Origin of the sequence: Silvanigrella aquatica, from assembly GCF_001907975.1 — a bacterium.
GTDB lineage: Bacteria > Bdellovibrionota_B > Oligoflexia > Silvanigrellales > Silvanigrellaceae > Silvanigrella > Silvanigrella aquatica.
In genome coordinates, this window is sequence record NZ_CP017834.1 from 1,541,073 (window position 1) to 1,559,419 (window position 18,347).

The following is an 18,347-nucleotide window of genomic DNA, read 5'->3' on the forward strand; positions in this document are numbered from 1 at the left end:
TTTATTTTTTCCTAAAAATATCTTTTAAAATGAAATCTATAAAGTCAACTATAGTTTGCTTTGATTGAACTACTTTAATATAGTGTTCTTTTTCCTTTAGTTTTTCATCTAAAAATTTGATTTGATTTTGAATGTTTTCACGATAATTTTTTCCACTAAAGTAATGAGAATTTTGGTAATTATGAAATTGTTCCCAAGGCATTAATTCCTCAATTTTTATATTTTCATCGGGATATTCCATAGGATCGCGCGCAATAATAAAAATTGATTTTTTTATATGAAAAAACTGAATGATTTCGAGTGCTCTGTTTGCAGAGGCAAAGACATCACGGCTATCAAATAAAAGATCGCTAATAAAATAAGCGAAATCTGCTTGCAGAAAATGCTTGCCAACGTATTTACAACCTTCAAACAAGTCAATCTCAGGAATGTTAATAATTTTAAAAGAATGGGAGAGTCCTTTGTGAATTTCTTCGAGAAGGGCTGTTATTCCATGTGCTAGTTGTCCTTTGTTAATGCCGCTAAATTCGGATTGATAGGTCATATTTTTATAGGAATGAAAAATCACCACAGCGCTTTGTCGTCCTGCACCGTAGTCAACACGCGTGAAGAGATCTTGTGTTTTTATAAAATGATTTTTGGATAGAGTAGAAATGGGATCACCTAATTCAAATTGTCGTGTTGCCACGCCCAATCGGGACGGCTCATTTTTTTTATAAAGATCATTTGCAGCAAGAATACCTCCGAAGTTTTGTCGCAAATATGATTTTATAAAAAAAGGCAGTGCTCGAGAGGGATTCGGGCAAGGCCAATACTTTTCTTCTTTTGGAAAGACCTCGCAAATCGTTTCAAAATTCATTTTCATTTTGCCTTTTTATTTTAGCCAAATGTCAAATTTGTTATCGCTCCCGCAAATGTTATGTTAACAGAGATTATGAGGATAGAACAATTTTGTAAAAAAGGATTCTATTTCTTTTTTGCTTTTTGTATATGGAAAGGTGAAACCAATGTCCCCAGAACTTTTAAAATTTTTGAATTTTGTGGAAGGCAAGCCGTTTGAAAATCCAAAAGAGTTGATGGATGAAATTCGAGACGCATACGCCGCCGTGGTTTCCCAATATATGCAGCGAAGTCCTTTACGTCGTTCTGTGTGGTTAAGTGAATTGACGGGTGGGGATATTTGGTTAAAGCTCGAGTCTTTAAATCCCAATGGCTCTTTTAAAGTGCGCGGCGCCTTGTACGCTATTTCAAATATAATAAAAAAACATAAAGGTAACAAAAAGGTAAAGGTATGCGCAGCTTCTGCGGGAAATCATGCTCAAGGAGTTGCTTTTGCGGCAAAACATTTGGGTTGTGAAGCGCATATTTTTTTGCCAAAAAATGCGCCGCTGGTGAAACGCGATGCCACCGAAAAATTAGGTGCTAAAATATATTTACACGGTGAAAATTTAGAGCAAGCATTTGAAGCCGCTGTTACTTTTGCAAAAAAAGAAAATGCATATCTCATTCACCCCTATAACAACTACGATATTATTATTGGTCAGGCAAGCTGTGCTTATGAGGCTTTAATACAATTAGCTGAATTTTCTAAAAAACCATATGGTGAGCTTGATTATTTTGTATGTAGTGTGGGTGGGGGAGGGTTGGCTGCCGGTGCGGCGCTTGTTTTAAAAGCAGAATCAAAAGGGAACGTCATTGGTGTTGAGCAAGAATATTATGATTCTGCCTTAAAAAGTTTTCAAAACAAATCACAAACGGCTATTAATAAGCCGCCTCATAAAACCATTGCAGATGGGATTGCGGTGAGCCTTATTGGGAATTTGAATTATAATTATATGACACGCTATGTTGAGAATTTATCTCTTGTTACCGATGACTCCATTGTAAAAGCCATATTGGGATTATTTGAGCAAGAAAGACTGGTTGCCGAAGGTGCTGGTGCGGCGGCCGTGGCCGATATATTAAAGCGTCCTGATTACTATGAAGGCAAAACAGTCGTTGCTTGTGTGAGTGGAGGAAATATTGATCCTCAACTTATGTCACGCGTGATCACACGGGGGCTTAACGTAACAGGGCGCGTTTTGCGTGTCACCGTTTGTGTCAGCGATCGCCCCGGGGGCTTAAAAAGCCTTTTAGAGTGTGTTGCTGCTTTAGAGGGAAACGTGCTTGATCTTATTCACGATCGCACTTACAGCGAAGTGAGTGTGGGGGATGTGGATGTGGAATTATCCTTAGAAACGAGGAATTCAGAGCATCAGTACTCCCTTCTGGAAAAGCTTGAAGAAGCTGGGTTTAAACCCAGAATGAGACATTGATACCGTTTTTGATTATTTGATTTAGGAGGATTTGTTGTGACTGGTGGATTTCTAGAATGTTATGACACCATTATTGTTGGCGGTGGACCCGTGGGGCTATTTGGAGCTTATTACGCAGGATTGCGTGATATGACCGTGAGACTTGTCGATAGGCGTCATGAACTTGGAGGACAGTTAACCGCAATTTATCCTGAAAAATGGGTATATGATATTACTGGTATTCCTGCAATACGTGGAAAAGATCTCTATAAAAATTTATTTGCTCAAAGTGTGCCTTATAATATTCCTAGCAGTTTAAATGAAGAAGTCGTTCTCATTCGCAAAAATCGCAATAATATTTTATGTGTTGAAACCCGTAATGGGACTGTGATGCATACAAAAACAGTGATGCTTTGTTTAGGTATGGGTGCTCATATTCCACGTCGTCTTGATATTAAAAATTTAAGGGAGTTTGAAGGAAAAGGGGTTTCTTATGGAGTTCATTCTCTTGAAACCTTTAAAAATAAAAAAGTCATTGTCGTAGGTGGTGGTGACAGCGCCCTCGATCTCGCTTTAACCATTGTCAATGACTGCTCCGATCTTTATGTCTTGCACCGATCCGATCGCTTTAATTCCCATGAAGAAACAACAAAAAAACTGTATTCTTCCAATGCAGAAATTAGAACTTACTCGGAGTTATTTGAAATTGAAGGCGATGAAAATCATGTGAAATCAGCTTCGATACGTAACACAAAAACAGGAGAAGTTGAGAAAATTCAAGTTGATGAAATTATTATTGCCATTGGTCTCTTATTTAATTTAGAAGTTGTTCAGGAATGGGGCATAAAAATGGAAGGGAATTCTATAGTAGTTGACCACAATAGGCAAACTTCAATTCCTGGTGTTTATGCTGCGGGTGATATTGTCACTTATCCTGGAAAAATGAAACTCATTGGCCCGGGGACTTCCGAAGTGATGCAGGCCATTAACCACTCTAAAACATATATTCAAGAAAACTTTCCTTACCTATAAATGGAAGACTTAAAGTAACGAACTATAAATTGTTACTTTAAGTCTTCTTAATCTTTTGATTATTTGTGACCAGAGTTCTTCTTTTCTTTTAGAATAGCTCTGGCTTTTTTTTGTTATTACCTTAAAATAATATTACATAAAAATTACAATTTCATTAAAACTCAAAAATGCCTCGTTAAAATCACTATAATTGCTATATAACTATCTAGTTATTTTTTGGGATATCAAGGGGCGCCTATGCCTCATATTATGGATGATTTTAATTTACTTTAATAATTAAATATATTTTCAATTATTTTAATTAATTAATAGTGATTTCTGATAATAAAAAAATAATTTTAGCAACCATTTTTTATATTAATTAGCTTTTAAAATAAAGTTTAATTATTAAATATTTAATAATTAATTAAATAAATATTGGTTAAATTATTAATAATCAGTCGTCCGAGGTATTCTAAATATGAAGAATTTTTTTCATATTCCCGTTTTTTTATTTGCTTTTTTTGTAACTAAAACTTCTTTTGCAGGTTCTTATCTTTTTTGTGTTGACGATGAAAATAATTGGCAATGGGCAAAACCAAATACAGATTATAAATTTGAATGGGCTCCATATTATGAAAATGGTTTTTGGTTAAATGGAAAATTACACATTGTAGATACTGAAAAAAGCTTACATAGTGCATTGGCAATTGATTTACCTCCATCACGAAATAAACGTGCCAGTATTAATGATATTGAAAAAAATAAAACATTTATCGATGAATTTAACTCTCCTGGCAAAAGGGTTTGTGATCTTTTAGTGGCGGCTTGTCAAAAATCGGTTGGACAAAATTACAAATATATTGGTGCGGCTTCACATTCTTTAGCAGAATCGGATTGGGGATATGTTTTAGCAGGAGATGCCATTTGTCAAAATTGGGATTTTAAACAACATAAAAAATATACAGGTGGATACACTCCCGAGGAAATCATTCTAGATAATGTTATCGGGATCGCGACGAGTGGGCCTTTACCAGAAAAAGGACCAGGAATTAGCTTTGAAAAATTTCCGGGAAAATTTAATTTTAAGCCTTGGTCGTCTGGTGCCAAAGAGGTTGCGGTATATTCTTCAAAAAAACTAGGAAAAGTAGATCTCACAAAAATAAGTTTGGATGATGCTATTGTCATTACAAGAGAAAATGTAGGAACGACGCCGAAAAGACAAAGTACTGTGAAATGGACTGATGAAGGTTATGTTTACAATGGATTTACGTTTAGAGGTGATCAAAGAGCGCCTGAAGTTATTTTTCAAGAAGGATTTCGGCTGAGGACTCAAATAAATCATGTAAATGAGGTGAATGGTTTTGCCAAAGGAGCCGCTCATGGGGGAGGTGTCACGGCACTGGATTCTGGTGCCGCAGGAATTTCGACCTCACCCTATTACAAAGAGGATGGGATTGGGGCTTTTTATTACACTGCAAAAAGCAAAGAGGGACATACTTATTTTATTGATGCCCGCTCACTCAAAGGTTATGATCTTTATTCTAATAGTTATGCTTATGAATATGGTGTAAAAAAACCTGAATATAAAGTAAACCCATCACATAAACCTTATGAAGTAAATTATGGAGTTGATATCCCTGCAGATAAAATTGTGGGCGCCTTTATGCAGGATGGTACCTTTATTCCAAATCCTAATTATGTTGGAAAATAATAGTTTATAAGTATAACTAAGATTTATCATTTAATTGATCATAAATTTGTTCTAGTTGAGAAATGCGCTCTTGAGTTAGCCATGCTTTCCAAGCAGCGCTTTTTATTTTTGGGTAATTTATTGTAGCAAATTTAACAAATTCATCGCGATATTTAATCCAGTTTAATTCTGTTAATTTAATTCCTTTCCGATTTATTGTTCCATATCCAGGATCTTTTAATTTCATAATTTTAGAATAAACCATATTTAGTTTCTTGTCTATTTGAATGAAATCATTGTCAGAAAATAAAGGGAATTTTTTATTTTCAAATTGAAGAAAAGAACTTTGGAAATGATTTATTAACTGAGATTTTTCTTCAATTTGCAATGCCGTTCGATTTGATCCACTTAAATCAATTTCATTTGATAAATGGGAATTTACAAAAGCATTAAAAATTACATTGAGTTTTTCATAAGCATTTTTTTGATTATTATTCCATTTTCCAATTAATTTTTTAAATTCTTTTGTAGAATCTTGGCTTTTTATTTCATCCCATAAATGTGTACAAACACCCATCATAAGGCCGCTCGTAATATCATCGCAGATGTCTATTTTATTTTGAGTTTTTTCAATTTGCGAAAGATGCGTTAAGCGAGACTCTTTTTCAGCGGGTGCGCTGTCAATTTGACAAGCAAACTTTTTTGCTAATGGGATATTTTTTTTGACTTGATATCCATTTCCGTAAATCATCATAAGTATTTGAGCGCCTTGAATGCGATAAATATCGAGGTCACTTTTTTTCAATTCAATATAAGCGCATTTGCGTGCTCGTTCATAATCAATCGATTGACCAATGCCATAATAATAATTTTGTGAAATGCATTGATTCAAATTTTTTGTTTCTGTGGTAGAGGGAGTGTCCTCAAGGGGCAGTGATTGTAACATGATTTTTTTACATTTTTTGTCAATCTCTTCTATTGGCATTGCATCGTAGCAATATGATGAAACTGCAAAAAAAAGAAAGTATTTTATAATATAATGTAAAGATTTCATAATGAATTTTCGCACCTTTTCTTATCATTAATTTATTAAGAGAATTGGGAAACGCCCTCCTGTGCAGCAATAAAAAAAGATACTAAAAGAAATAGATAAATTTGTCCAATTTTTCAATTTCAATATGTAAGAAAAAATTTTTTTAATTCAATTATTTTTGAAAGGTGTAATAAGTAAAAAGGTTTTCTATAATTTTTAAATTTATATAATATAAAACACCAAATTTTTTTAAAAATTTTATTTACATCTACTTTAAAAAAATGCTAATATAAAATTAATAATAAATAAATTATAATATGGAAGATAAAAAATGGGAAATATTATCAATATTTCATTTTTAATTGCTATAATTTTTTTTACAAAAAATCTATATGCAGGATCATATCTCTTTTGTGCAAACTCAAAAGGCGAGAGCCATTGGGCGCAACCCAATTTAAATCATAATCTTTCTTGGGCACCTTTAGACTCAAGAGGTTTTTGGTTAAAAGGAAGTTTATATATTGTAGATTCTTCAAAAAGTTTGCATAGTGGCTTAAAAATTGATTTTTCACAAAATTTAAATAATCGTAACAAGAGAGCGAATATTTATGAGCAAGAAAAACAAGAAAAGAATATGCTATACTATAATAATTCAAATGCTATGAAAGTATGTCAATACTTAATTTCTAATTGCCAAAATTCATTTGGAAAAGATTATCAATATATTGGAGCCGCTTCCTATGATTTGGCTGTAACAGATTGGGGTTATATCATTTCAGAAAATATAGTCTGTCCAAATTGGGATTTTCATCAGGGTCTCAATATAAAAATAGGATATTCTGCAGGTGAAATGGTATTCGAAAATGTTTTCGGTATTCTTGCGAGTGGCCCTCTTCCCGAGAAGGGGCTAAATATAGCTAAATTGAAAACTCAAAAATTAAATCTTAAAATTGTAAATCCCGTGCAATTAAATAAAAAAATATTTCTTACAAAAAAAAATCGTCGCATTGATCTCTCTAATCTTAATATTGCAGAGGCAAATAATATTGCTATAGAGAGTATTGGTTCCACAAAATTAAGAAAGAGTTGTGTAAAGTGGACGAAAGAAGGATTTATTTACCAAGGATTTACTTTTAGAGGAGACCAACGTCCTCCTGAAATTATTTTTAAAGAGGGTTTTCAGCTTAGAACTAAAATCCATCATTTATATGAAGTTAATGGATTTACACGAGGTGCTGCCTATGGTGGAGGTATCACTTCCCTTGATTCGGGTGCAGCCGGTATTTCAACGTCACCCTACTATTCTGACAGGGGAGTGGGTGCTTATTATTATGCAAAAAAATATAATGGTTATACATATTTTATAGATGCTCGAAAATTAAAGGGATATGATTTATACTCAAATAGTTATGCTTATGAATATGGTGATAAAATGCCACATTTTAGAAGAGATCCCTTCCATAAACCCTATGAAATTAATTATGGAACAGATATTTCTTATAATAAAATTGTTGGAGCATTTGATTTAAATGGAACCTTCATTCCAAATCCAAATTATACTACTAGATAATTATCTAAAATAATAAATTGTATATTTTATTCTTGACCAAAATTAATTAATTTTATAATATATAGATAATATTAACTGAATATTTATATTTTTAAAGGGGTGCTTATGAAATTAATTTCTTTTATTTCTATGATTTTTATTTTTAATAATTCTTTTGCAGATCAAAATGTCACTCCTTATAATGATATTTTTGATACTTTAAAATTTGAAGTAAAATATTGTGAAAAATATGTAATTGCAACATATTCAATTAAGCAATCCGATATAGTTTCTGGAATTATTGTTTCAATGAAATCATTATTTAGTAATAATAATTATTTAAAAAAAACAATGTTTCGATCGAGTATGTCTGAAGGGATAATGATGTTCGAACCCTATAATATAGAGAATTGCGGAAAAAAAATTAGAACTGAAGATTATTTTTATATTAAATATCAGAACGACAAATATTTAAAAAATGATGGCAATGGATCTTTTTATCTAGATAATATAAAAAATTATGATTTAAATTATAATTTAAATCATAATTCAAGTTTGTTTTTTCTTCGTTCTTTAAACATATATCTACCTATTGAGGAAAATTCCTATATATTAATGCAAGATTTAGTAAATAAAGTTCAAATTTTAGAATGTGATGCTACATCATTGTGTTATCCTAAAAATCAAATTAGTGAATTTTTTATTAGATTAATACCTGTAGCAAATTTTTCAAAATATGGTAAAGCTCAGTTTTTAAATGAAAAATTTAATATGAAAGCAGTGAAATAGTTAACTTATAAGGAATAATCAAATGACATATTCAAATATAAAATTTTCAGAAAAAAAATATTTAATTTTAGTTTTTATCTTATTATTTAGTTTTGAAAAATTAATATATTCAAAATCTCATTTACCTTATTTGGGCGCGGTTCAAAATCTTCCTGGTGAACCCCCAGTGCCTCTTCCTGATTCGTGGGGCTATGATTTTTTGACTGGAATTTTTAAGCATCCCGATATGACACCTGATAGTGAAGGGCCTAAACCCTTTGCAGGAAGTCTTAATTATCTCGATTCCAATCAATATATTAAAAATATGAAAATAGAAGCTTTTTATCCTTATGTGGTGGGATACGGTCACAGTTGGCAAGCAACATTAATATGGAAAGGAAACAAATATTTATATGATTATGAAACAAATATGTATCATTTATTTGATATTACAGATCCACTCAATGCAAAATTAATTGCCTATAAAAAATTTGATATTGCAAACGGAGAGCATCAGTTTGGTCCCCTGACAATAAAATATAATAAAAAACTTGGAAAAACTCTTGCTGTGCAATGTTATGAGGTGCCGCGTTACGGGATATTATGGAATAAATATCTTTATCCTGAGCAAGTTCAAGCTATTCAGCAACGTAAAATGTTACGTGGATTTAGAATATTTGAAGTGACAGATCCTAATTGGATTCATTGGAAACTATTGTCTGAAACTCCTTTAAATGCTCATGCTAATGGAATTGATCAGCCGCAAGAAGGATCGGGATGTCAAGATGTGCCCGTTTATCATGGTGATCAATATTTATTTGTAGCAGGTGCTCCAAATGATCAATATATTAATACAGAATATAAATCTTATTTGTATTCTGGAGCGCAACTTATCTATGATGTATCTAATCCTTATAGTCCAAAATTATTATCAATTTGGTCTGTGCCAGGCCAAAAAAAAGGAGAAGAACAGGAATATTCTAAAAATCAACATGCCGGTAACAAAACAACTTGGATGGGTTCACGAATGCCGCTTTTTATTCCAAAGGAACTTGAAAAAGGCGGTCGGTATGCTTATGCCGCTATGGGAGGATTTGGATTTTACATTGTCGATATTTCAAATCCAACACAGATGAAAACAATTTCACATTTAGATTTACCTTTAAATGTCAGTGGTACTGTTGGTGATAATATCGATGTCTCTAAAATAAATTCCACTGGAATGGTTTATTATAGTGGTTATCCTTTAGCAGAAGACTGCTATGAGCCTTATAAAGATATTTACGCAATCGATGTGCGCAATCCTTTAGATCCTAAAATTGCATATACGTTACCTCGTCCTAAACCTCCAAAAAAGGCACCTTTTACGGATTATTGCCAACGCCGCGGGAGCTTTGGTCCCAAACGCAGTGGTTATGCTGTTATCAATTCAGGAGTTCCAAGTCAGCGCTATTTACCCTACGCCTTTTACAATGCGGGTGTCCAAATTTTTGATTTAAAAAATTCAAAAAAACCTGAAATTACAGCCTATTTTGTTCCAAAAATGGTTGGAAATTATTTGAGTTCCGATGGCAAAGAAATATTGCAAAGTGATCCTTCAAATCCTGTTCATAGTATTTATGTCGAATGGGATCGAAAATTAATTTGGGCATTCTCTAATCATGGGATTTATGTGCTTTCGAGTTCATTGTTGTAAGTAAACACTAGACAATAAGTTGACGCCTTGACAAAAGTTGATATTGAGAATAATTATCATTATCATCTTTTTTAAGGAGGAATTCTAATGAAATTAGTATATTCAGTAGTTTTGACAGCAGTATCCGCATTAACAGCCGCGCAAGCCCTGGCACAAACTCTATCCAGGTCAGTGGCAACAGAAAATCCACTATGCGAAATTAATATAAATAATGAAATGAAAAAAATTCACGTTTGGTATTCTCTAAATAATTTAGATCATATCAATTCTTGGAAAGTACAAGTAGCACGTCTTTATGAAAATAATATTGATTTTTATGATGAAACTTGTAATAAAATTAAATTAAGTGATGCCATTGAAGTATTACCAAATAGCACTAAAAAAGTAGGGATGCTTGTCCGCGTAGCACGATCATTTAATTCTATTTACTCATTCACTGGGGTAAGTCAGGATGAAAATTTAGTTCAAGTTCCAAATAATAAAAAAGCATGTGTTTTTGTTGTTGCTCCCTATGGACCAAGACAAATGGATAGAATGGATTGGCGCTTAAATAATGGAGATTGCTACTCCACAAATTATGGTTTAGATCTTTATTTTAAATAAAGTAACTTCTCGTTAAAGTTTAACGAGGAGGCTTATTTTTTAATCAGTCTTTAAAATTCCTTTTTGTAAAACCCATGTTCTATTGGCAAGAAATTTGGCACGCTGTTCATCATGTGTGATCATCATGGTTGCCATTTTTCTTTCTTTTGTAAACTTATTCACAAATTGTAATAAATTTTCTGTTGAAACCGGGTCGAGGGCTGCTGTCGGTTCATCTAATAATAAAATATCGGGTTCACAAAGAGTGGCCATGACGATGGTGATAATTTGTCTTTGCCCTCCTGATAACTTTCCGATGGGGGTTTGAAGTAATTCTTCAAGGCGCAATCCTAGAGGCTTAAGTGTTTCTTCAACTATATATTCTGGAAAGTTGTGGATGGCTTTTTTAAATCCCGCCGTTTTTGATTTTAAAGTTGCCATAGCTAAGTTTTCGGCAACTGTCATAGTAGCAACCGAGCCCATGTGGGTGTTTTGAAAAACGCGACTGATAAAACGCGCTCTTTTTGCTTCTGAAAGTGAAGTGATATCTGTATTATTTCTAAATATTTTACCTGAAGAAGGTGTGAGTCTTCCAGAAATGGTATCGAGTAAAGTGGACTTACCTGCGCCATTGTGGCCTAAAATTAAAATAAAATCTTTTTCATTAATGCTGCAATTGATATTTTGCAATGCTTTAAATTCACCAAATTCGATATTTATATTTTCAATTCTGATCATTATGAATTCAATCCTTTTGTTTTTTTGCTTTCCATTTTCTTAACAACAAGGATCACAACGATAAGGAGTCCTGTAATTAATTTTTGCCAAGAGGGTTCAACTTGAAGTTCTATTGTAATAGCAATGATAAGTTGGTAAATAATGGAACCTAATATGGCCATTAAAAACATATTGCCCGCAACAAGCTCGGCAATCATACACCCTGCTAATGCGGAAATTAAAATACCCACATTGCCAAATGCAGAATAAAATCCACTATATTGAACAAACACACCACCTGCTAAAGCGCTTAATGAATTTGCAATGACCAGTGATAAGGTAATATAAAAGGGAACACTTTTTCCTAATGAGGTGATAAATTGTTCGTTAATACCTGTGGAGCGTAACATAAATCCATTTTCAGTTTTCATATACCAAATAAACAAATAAGCCGTTATAAAAGTAAACAGGCATAAAATAATTAATGTGCTATAAGGTATATTTTGTGCAAAAGTAAAAATTGTTTTAGCGTTTCCTAGACCAACATTTGCTCCTGCAATATTAATGCTGACTGAAAATAGCATTGTCGTTACAACGATACCAGAAATCAGTTTATTTAAGCCTAGTTTAGTATGTAGTAAACCAGTAATACAACCAGAAAATCCTCCACAAATCATACCTAAAATTAAAGCAAGCCAAGGATCGGTATTGTGAAGCAGTGACCATGCCACGATGGCTCCGCCTAAACCAAAAGTTCCTTCAATACTAAAATCATCGAATTTCATGATGCGTGATGCCAAATAAATTGCCATGACAACAAATGAGCCAATAAAACCGCGTTCCAGAATTCCAACAATAACAGGCAAAAAAGATGAAGACATGGCAATGATTCCTAGTTAAACTCGTCTACTTATTTTCTAGCAGACGAAAGCATTTTCAAAAATAAGGAGAAAATGCGTAATTTACAATAAAGTAACTTCTTGTTTTAAAGACTCGGGAAGGTTGATCCCGTGTTTCTTTAATTCTTCGCTACTGATGAACACTTTGCTATTGGGAGCCACAAGAGGGGTGTCCCAAGGTTTAATTCCATCAGCTATCATTTGTTTGACTAATTCAGCAGCTTGTACTCCAGATTGGGTATAGTCAACACCAAATTGCATTAATGGAATTTCTTTTTCACCCGTCCATGTGATGATCAAGGGAATTTTCGCTTTATCCGCAATTTGCTTCACAATAGGGAATGCGGAGGAAATAGTGTTGTCTGTGGGAATTAAAATGGCTTGAGCATTTTGTACCGCATGCAGAGTTGCTGCGGCTACATCGGATTGGCTGTTAGCACCATTATCCTGAAAAAGAATGTCATATTTTGCAAGCTCTACCTTCATTTTTTTAACTAAAATTACGGAATTAGATTCCCCTGGATTGTATAAAATAGCGACTTTTTTAATATCGGGCATTAATTCTTTTAAAATCCGAATTTGTTTTTCAATGTCAGCCATGTCTGTTGCGCCTGTAATATTTGAATCAGGGCCACGTAAGTGGAGGCCAACGGGATCGGTCACGGCGGCAAAGGCAATAGGTCTGTCTTTGATTTCAGATTTAAGTGCTTGAACAGCCGGAGTGGCAATAGCATAAAAGCCCGTAATACTGCCATTTGCTTTAAAGCTTGATGCAATGGCCTGTGCTTGAGTCACTGATCCCTGTGCATTTTGTTCAATAATTGTTACTTTATTGCCAAAATCTTTTTTAACCTGAGCAATAAATCCTTCCTTTGCTTCGTCTAAGGGGGGAAAAGATGCAAATTGCAAAAGTCCAATTGTGATGTGATCGTCCGTTGGTTTCGAACGTTTTAGCATAATAACGGCAGCAAGAATGCCAACAAGAGATAATAAGAGTAATATCATTTTTTTACTCATGATAGAATTTCTCCACAAAAAATGTTTTTAATATAAAACGTATTTGTAAAATAAATTAAATAAATATTCAATTTTTTTAATTAGGGAATTTTAGTAATAAAATCGATAGGCAAAATAGGAAGCAAAAAGAGAGGATGCTGAAATTGAAGAAGTTTTGAGTTGTCGCGGGTTTAACTTACACCTTAATTTCGATTGCATGACTCTGCTCCGTATCGTACCAAGTTATATGACATTTGTCTATTTTAATGAGTAAAATTTGTGACTTACACAAGCTGTAATCATTTACTATGACGTGTGAATCATATCTATGTTTTGCTGATATGGCAAGAGCAATTTAAAAAACATTTTAACTTTTGTCTTTAAAGAATGCTTTTTCTATAAAGAGATCGCACAATGCCAATAATTTTATCTTCTTCATTTAATCCAAAAGGAAGGGGTGAGAATTCCGGATTTTCAGCTACAAGAATAGCGGGAGGATCAAAGCAATTATTTGAATTTGTTAAATATTTCAAATTTTTTATATAGAGTGGAGAGTCTTTTTTAGCGAATCTTTTTACCGTTGTTTCTCCATTTTGTAACGATGCTATAACAATGTCTTTATCATGTGGTTCGGGATGTGCTTCCACTAGAACGAGATCTTTTGGTAAAAACCCCGCATTGATCATACTAAAACCATCAATTTCTAAAGCAAATAACTTATTTTTAGATAAAGAGACTCGAGAATAATGGGGAAAATGAATATATTCTTCAGGGTTTTCGATGGCTTCTTGTGGAGCCCCCGCTTTTACAGAACCAACTAAGGGAACAAATAAGTTTTCTTCTGTAACGAAATTATTTGAATTTAATTTAGTCGCTGCTTTTTCATTTTTACTTTTTTTAGTCTGCCTTAAAGAAAGAAGTTGATAATTCGAATTTTTTAATTTGCATATATATTCTGTTACTTCAAGAGTAGGAACTATTTGCCTCGATTTACCAGGCGCGGGTGAAAGTAACACCCCTTTTTTTCTGAGAGCGGCAATAACATCCTGAGCTGAGCCTATGGCTTTCCAATGGAAGTGAGTGGCAATTTCTCGAATGGTAGGCGGCATGCCACTGGAATCCATATGTTTAGTAATGAATTCTAAGACATTTAATTGGACTTTTGTGAGCTCAAACATAGGCAGCCTCTCAAATACGAAACAAAGCACCATACTAATATATGGTTAGTTATAGCTTTACCTTGTTTGAGAAGTCAATGGTAAATAATTTATTTTTGTTTCGTTTGCAAAGAAATTTGAGATAAAACATTTTTAAGTAACAGTTCAAATTCAGCATGAGTATACTCATGAACTGAGAAATCTTTTTTTTCTTTTGCATTCCATGTGCTTTGTTTTTTGGCATATTGCCAGGTTAAAGTGCTAATTTTTTCAAATAAATTTTCCATTTCATTATTTTGAATAGATTTTTTCTTCTCACTTTCAAGTAAAAAAGTTAAAATTTCATTGTAACCAATAGCTTTCATGGAATGAAAATTTTTTAAATTCTCGCCATATTTTAAAAGTAAATTTTGAACTTCTAAAAGCCAACCTTGATTGAAAAGTAGGGGCACTCGTTCCTTTATCCGTTCCTTTAAAAATTGATCATCAGGTTCCATATGAACAACGTAACAAGGAAAACGGGTGCTTTGCGCTCCGATTGACGTTGTTTTTGAACGCAGGGAACTCATGGGTTTTCCTAGTATATGGAAAATTTCTAGTGCTCTTTCAATGCGTGTTTTATCGTTAGGATGTAATTCGGCAGCACGGATAGGATCGATTTTTTTAAGAATTTCATGGCAATGTTCCCAGCCTTTTTCTGCCCCCATATTTCTGATTTCTTCACGGAATTTTTCATCCCGTGGTGGGAGATCGTCCAAACCATGTAAAAAAGCACGCAAATATAGACCACTCCCTCCTACACAAAGGGGAATATTTCCTCTTAACGCAATATCTTGGCAATCTTTAGTTAGCATTTGAGCAAAGGTATTGGCATCGAGATTTCCTTGCGGCGGTATGATATCGAGACAATGATATTGATATTTTTCAATTTCCTCCCGTTGTGGCTTTGCTGTGCCCGCGGTGACTTCCTGAAATATTTGGAATGCATCCAAGTTAACAAGTTCTGTTTGAATTCCCTGTTTCTTTAATTGATCCGAGAGGGAATGAGCTAAAGCTGTTTTCCCGCTCGCGGTAGGGCCAATAACGACAATGGCAAAAAAATTAGTATTTGTATTTAAATCCTTTGAAACCACGCAGAAATATCCTTATTTGTAAATTTTCGAATGACCGGACGCCCATGGGGGCAGTGAGCATAAAAGTCCACATCATTTGCTCTGGCAAGCAATCTTTTCACTAATTCTTCATTTAAAGGATCTCCTGCACGGACAGCATTGTGGCAGGCCATGGTGGCAAAAAGGAGGTGATAAATATCTTGTTCCTTAATTTGAGAGGGTTGTAAACTCAGCTCTTCTTGAATTCCTATGGTGACTAAATTTGCCTTTTCAATGAGGGGGTGAGGTTCCGATTGTGGCAAACCATTAATTGCTATAATGCGTGCCATGATTTCATCGAAAATTTGTGGTACTTTTTGTGTCGTTAAAAAACTGGGAAAGGCATGAATGGCAATACTCCCATTTTTCAAGCCTTCAATATCAAAACCCAGTGAGAATATTTTTTCTTTTTGCTCAAGTACAATGCTTGTTAATATTTCATTTGAAGGAATAATAATTGGAGAAATTAAATCTTGTTTTGGTACTTTATGGGACAAATGTGATTGCATAATTTCTTCAAATAAAATTCTTTCATGAAAAGCATGCTGATCTACAATCCACATTTCATTTTGAATTTCTAATAAAATATAGCAATTTGCAAATTGTCCTAAAAATTTCGCAGATTGAAAAATATTTTCTTTTTGTGGCAATATTATCAAAGGTTTATTTTCATATGTTTTTTCATCGGTTTTTAATTTGGCAACGGCATTGCCTTTTATTTGCTGAATTATATTCTCTTTTTTTTCATATGAATATTTTGTTGGTGAATTAATTTCTTGCTTTACATTAATTGGAGCTTTAAAAGACTCTTTAATATTGAAATTTTTTATTTCTGGCTGAGAAAATTTTGAAGGAGAATGTGAAAAGCAATTATTTTCAAATGAATTTCTTTTAGGTTCATCTTCATTTTTTAAAACATTTGATTCCAGATTTGGTTTGGAGTATTTATGAACGGATTCTTTAACAGCATTTTGAATTCCAATAGAAACAAGTTCTTGAATAGAAGAAGCGTCATAAAAACGAATTTCTGTTTTTGAAGGGTGTGCATTGACATCGACCCAGGAAGGATCAACCTCTGTAAAAATGAGAGCAGGTGAAATGAGTCCTTTTGTGAGAAGACCTTGATAGCCTTGTAATATTCCCGAACGCACAATTTTATCTTTAACGTAACGACCATTTACAAAAGTAATAAAGTAACTCGGTGTTGTTTTAGCTGCAGAGGGCAAGCCTGCAAATCCTGTAATTTTAAAAGTACCCCTTGAATAATTAACTTCAGTATATTCTTTTGAATCTAATCCTACTATTTCAATAAATCTTTCATTTAAATTCTTTTTAGCATGATAAAAAAAGACATCTCTGCCATTATGTGAAAAGCGAAAAGAAATATGAGGATTTGCAAAAGCCATAGCGGTTAAAAAATCATGAATGTGCGTGAATTCTGTTGCAGTTGATTTTAAAAATTTTAAACGGACAGGGACATTGCTAAATAAATCTTTTATTTGAACAACAGTTCCGCAGGGCATGGATAAGTCTTTTTCCGAAGATTTTTTACCATATTGAATATGAATCTCTTTGCCTACTTCTTGTGAAGCAGGCCTCGATTTTATAGTGAAATGACAAATGGATGCAATGCTTGGCAGAGCTTCTCCGCGAAAACCAAAGCTTGCTAACTTTTCAAGATCTTCAAATTTATTTATTTTGCTTGTGGCATGTCTTTCTAAAGCTGTAAAGAGTTGTGAGGAAGCAATTCCAATACCGTTATCTGTGATACGGATAAGCTGTTTGCCTCCATCTAGTAGTTCGATATGCAATTGTGAGGCTTTGGCATCGACAGCATTTTCAACTAGTTCTTTTACAACATTATATGGTCGTTCAACCACTTCTCCTGCTTTAATTTGATTGATAAGATGCTCTGGTAATTTTTTTATTTCTAATAGTTGCACAAAATGAGCTCCAAAATTTTCTTTTTTAATTTTTAAATTTTATTAAATTAACAGATAAATACAGAAAAATTGGAGGAGTATAAATTACATTGTTTAGTTGATTTTTAAATCTTTAGCCGCTTTACTCACTCTTTCAATTATTTCAGGATCGGTGTCTTTATTAAAAGACAAGTATCTGTCACCATTAATTTCTTTTACTAAATAACTCTTTTTAACAACTCCTTTAATATCTTCATGTAGATGCTTTTTCCAAAGAAACTCAATATTTTCAGCCATAAGAGCAGCATCACAATCACTTGTTATAAGCCCTTTCATTGCGGATTCTTGGTCGGGATATCGAACCAATTTTGAAAATTGACGTTCTGATAAATATTGATCTCTAACGTCATTTCTTACAACACATATGGAAAGGTTTTTTAAATCATTTAAATTGTATATTTTAAATTCAGTATTGTTTCTTTGATAAACATAAGTATCTACTTTAAATAAAACGGTGACGAATTTAAAATGTTTTTCTCTTTCTGCATTTTTGGCCATGGGGAAAATAAAATGGTTTTTCTTTCTTTTCACCATTTCATAACTTCTTGCCCAAGGCGTGATTTGAATTTCTTCTTTTAAATTGGCTTTTTTAAATATTTTTTTAACTTTATCGATAGCGGTACCTTTGAAATTATCTCCATCAATTTCTACAAGACCAGGAAGTTCTTCTGTATATCCTGTAATGACTTCGGCAAAGCAGGGTAAAGTAACGCTATTCATGAAAATACAAACTATTATTAAAAAATTTTTCATAAACCACCTAAAAAAATGTCTAAATTCAAAAATCTCTTTTTAGGTTAACACATTTGGTCTGTCAAA

At 33.2% G+C, this 18,347-nt stretch carries 16 protein-coding genes; 7 read left to right on the forward strand and 9 right to left on the reverse strand.

Going from position 1 to position 18,347, the window contains the following annotated elements:
• Window position 1: 1 nt before the first annotated feature.
• Window positions 2-859, reverse strand: a complete 858-nt coding sequence (locus AXG55_RS06395) for a hypothetical protein (protein ID WP_148697301.1) — start codon at window positions 857-859, stop codon at window positions 2-4.
• Window positions 860-1,007: 148 nt separating this feature from the next.
• Between AXG55_RS06395 and AXG55_RS06400 the strand changes: the two genes are divergently transcribed.
• The 3 genes from AXG55_RS06400 to AXG55_RS06410 all read left to right on the forward strand — a co-directional run bounded on the left by AXG55_RS06400 (window position 1,008) and on the right by AXG55_RS06410 (window position 5,019).
• The gene (locus AXG55_RS06400; RefSeq protein WP_148697302.1) at window positions 1,008-2,315 is read left to right on the forward strand and encodes a pyridoxal-phosphate dependent enzyme; all 1,308 of its coding nucleotides are present in this window, start codon (window positions 1,008-1,010) and stop codon (window positions 2,313-2,315) included.
• A 36-nt stretch (window positions 2,316-2,351) separates the two neighbouring features.
• Window positions 2,352-3,326 (forward strand): NAD(P)/FAD-dependent oxidoreductase, encoded by a 975-nt coding sequence (locus AXG55_RS06405; RefSeq protein WP_148697303.1) that lies wholly within the window; start codon window positions 2,352-2,354, stop codon window positions 3,324-3,326.
• Between the two features lie 460 nt (window positions 3,327-3,786).
• Entirely contained in the window at window positions 3,787-5,019 is a 1,233-nt protein-coding gene (locus AXG55_RS06410; protein WP_148697304.1) for a ferredoxin reductase domain-containing protein, read from the forward strand.
• A 16-nt stretch (window positions 5,020-5,035) separates the two neighbouring features.
• Here the strand turns inward: AXG55_RS06410 and AXG55_RS06415 are convergent, their stop codons facing one another.
• Entirely contained in the window at window positions 5,036-6,052 is a 1,017-nt protein-coding gene (locus AXG55_RS06415; RefSeq protein WP_148697305.1) for a lysozyme inhibitor LprI family protein, read from the reverse strand.
• A gap of 310 nt (window positions 6,053-6,362) precedes the next feature.
• Between AXG55_RS06415 and AXG55_RS06420 the strand changes: the two genes are divergently transcribed.
• The 4 genes from AXG55_RS06420 (at window position 6,363) to AXG55_RS06435 (ending at window position 10,647) form a co-directional block, all read left to right on the forward strand.
• Complete coding sequence (locus tag AXG55_RS06420; protein ID WP_148697306.1) at window positions 6,363-7,601, forward strand: hypothetical protein; 1,239 nt, start codon at window positions 6,363-6,365, stop codon at window positions 7,599-7,601.
• Between the two features lie 105 nt (window positions 7,602-7,706).
• On the forward strand, window positions 7,707-8,369 hold the full coding sequence (locus tag AXG55_RS06425) for a hypothetical protein (RefSeq protein ID WP_148697307.1): 663 nt from the start codon (window positions 7,707-7,709) through the stop codon (window positions 8,367-8,369).
• A gap of 22 nt (window positions 8,370-8,391) precedes the next feature.
• Window positions 8,392-10,044, forward strand: coding sequence for an LVIVD repeat-containing protein (locus AXG55_RS06430; RefSeq protein WP_148697308.1), 1,653 nt, complete (start codon window positions 8,392-8,394; stop codon window positions 10,042-10,044).
• A gap of 87 nt (window positions 10,045-10,131) precedes the next feature.
• Window positions 10,132-10,647: a hypothetical protein gene (locus AXG55_RS06435; protein ID WP_148697309.1), complete on the forward strand. Its 516-nt coding sequence runs from the start codon at window positions 10,132-10,134 to the stop codon at window positions 10,645-10,647.
• A 39-nt stretch (window positions 10,648-10,686) separates the two neighbouring features.
• Here the strand turns inward: AXG55_RS06435 and AXG55_RS06440 are convergent, their stop codons facing one another.
• The 7 genes from AXG55_RS06440 to AXG55_RS06470 form a co-directional block, all read right to left on the reverse strand.
• The gene (locus tag AXG55_RS06440; RefSeq protein ID WP_148697310.1) at window positions 10,687-11,364 is read right to left on the reverse strand and encodes an ATP-binding cassette domain-containing protein; all 678 of its coding nucleotides are present in this window, start codon (window positions 11,362-11,364) and stop codon (window positions 10,687-10,689) included.
• On the reverse strand, window positions 11,364-12,224 hold the full coding sequence (locus AXG55_RS06445) for an ABC transporter permease (protein ID WP_148697311.1): 861 nt from the start codon (window positions 12,222-12,224) through the stop codon (window positions 11,364-11,366). The genes AXG55_RS06440 and AXG55_RS06445 overlap by 1 nt, the downstream gene beginning before the upstream one ends.
• Window positions 12,225-12,305: 81 nt before the next feature.
• Window positions 12,306-13,259, reverse strand: a complete 954-nt coding sequence (locus tag AXG55_RS06450) for an ABC transporter substrate-binding protein (RefSeq protein WP_148697312.1) — start codon at window positions 13,257-13,259, stop codon at window positions 12,306-12,308.
• A gap of 359 nt (window positions 13,260-13,618) precedes the next feature.
• Window positions 13,619-14,416 (reverse strand): transcriptional repressor LexA, encoded by a 798-nt coding sequence (lexA, locus tag AXG55_RS06455; protein ID WP_233231421.1) that lies wholly within the window; start codon window positions 14,414-14,416, stop codon window positions 13,619-13,621.
• 89 nt (window positions 14,417-14,505) lie between these two features.
• A complete protein-coding gene (gene miaA, locus AXG55_RS06460; RefSeq protein ID WP_148697314.1) occupies window positions 14,506-15,528 on the reverse strand; it encodes a tRNA (adenosine(37)-N6)-dimethylallyltransferase MiaA in 1,023 nt (340 codons plus the stop codon).
• Window positions 15,510-17,489 (reverse strand): DNA mismatch repair endonuclease MutL, encoded by a 1,980-nt coding sequence (gene mutL / locus AXG55_RS06465; RefSeq protein ID WP_148697315.1) that lies wholly within the window; start codon window positions 17,487-17,489, stop codon window positions 15,510-15,512. Before mutL ends, miaA begins: the two co-directional genes overlap by 19 nt.
• Window positions 17,490-17,582: 93 nt before the next feature.
• Entirely contained in the window at window positions 17,583-18,281 is a 699-nt protein-coding gene (locus AXG55_RS06470; RefSeq protein ID WP_148697316.1) for a substrate-binding periplasmic protein, read from the reverse strand.
• Window positions 18,282-18,347: the final 66 nt, after the last annotated feature.

Bases quoted from the DNA above. Each gene is read 5' to 3' on its own strand.
- lexA (WP_233231421.1), bottom strand. From the start codon at position 14,416: ATGTTTGAGCTCACAAAAGTCCAATTAAATGTCTTAGAATTCATTACT.
- AXG55_RS06445 (WP_148697311.1), bottom strand. From the start codon at position 12,224: ATGTCTTCATCTTTTTTGCCTGTTATTGTTGGAATTCTGGAACGCGGT.
- AXG55_RS06410 (WP_148697304.1), top strand. From the start codon at position 3,787: ATGAAGAATTTTTTTCATATTCCCGTTTTTTTATTTGCTTTTTTTGTA.
- AXG55_RS06425 (WP_148697307.1), top strand. From the start codon at position 7,707: ATGAAATTAATTTCTTTTATTTCTATGATTTTTATTTTTAATAATTCT.
- AXG55_RS06420 (WP_148697306.1), top strand. From the start codon at position 6,363: ATGGGAAATATTATCAATATTTCATTTTTAATTGCTATAATTTTTTTT.
- AXG55_RS06415 (WP_148697305.1), bottom strand. From the start codon at position 6,052: ATGAAATCTTTACATTATATTATAAAATACTTTCTTTTTTTTGCAGTT.
- AXG55_RS06395 (WP_148697301.1), bottom strand. From the start codon at position 859: ATGAATTTTGAAACGATTTGCGAGGTCTTTCCAAAAGAAGAAAAGTAT.
- AXG55_RS06440 (WP_148697310.1), bottom strand. From the start codon at position 11,364: ATGATCAGAATTGAAAATATAAATATCGAATTTGGTGAATTTAAAGCA.
- AXG55_RS06435 (WP_148697309.1), top strand. From the start codon at position 10,132: ATGAAATTAGTATATTCAGTAGTTTTGACAGCAGTATCCGCATTAACA.
- AXG55_RS06450 (WP_148697312.1), bottom strand. From the start codon at position 13,259: ATGAGTAAAAAAATGATATTACTCTTATTATCTCTTGTTGGCATTCTT.
- AXG55_RS06470 (WP_148697316.1), bottom strand. From the start codon at position 18,281: ATGAAAAATTTTTTAATAATAGTTTGTATTTTCATGAATAGCGTTACT.
- AXG55_RS06400 (WP_148697302.1), top strand. From the start codon at position 1,008: ATGTCCCCAGAACTTTTAAAATTTTTGAATTTTGTGGAAGGCAAGCCG.
- AXG55_RS06430 (WP_148697308.1), top strand. From the start codon at position 8,392: ATGACATATTCAAATATAAAATTTTCAGAAAAAAAATATTTAATTTTA.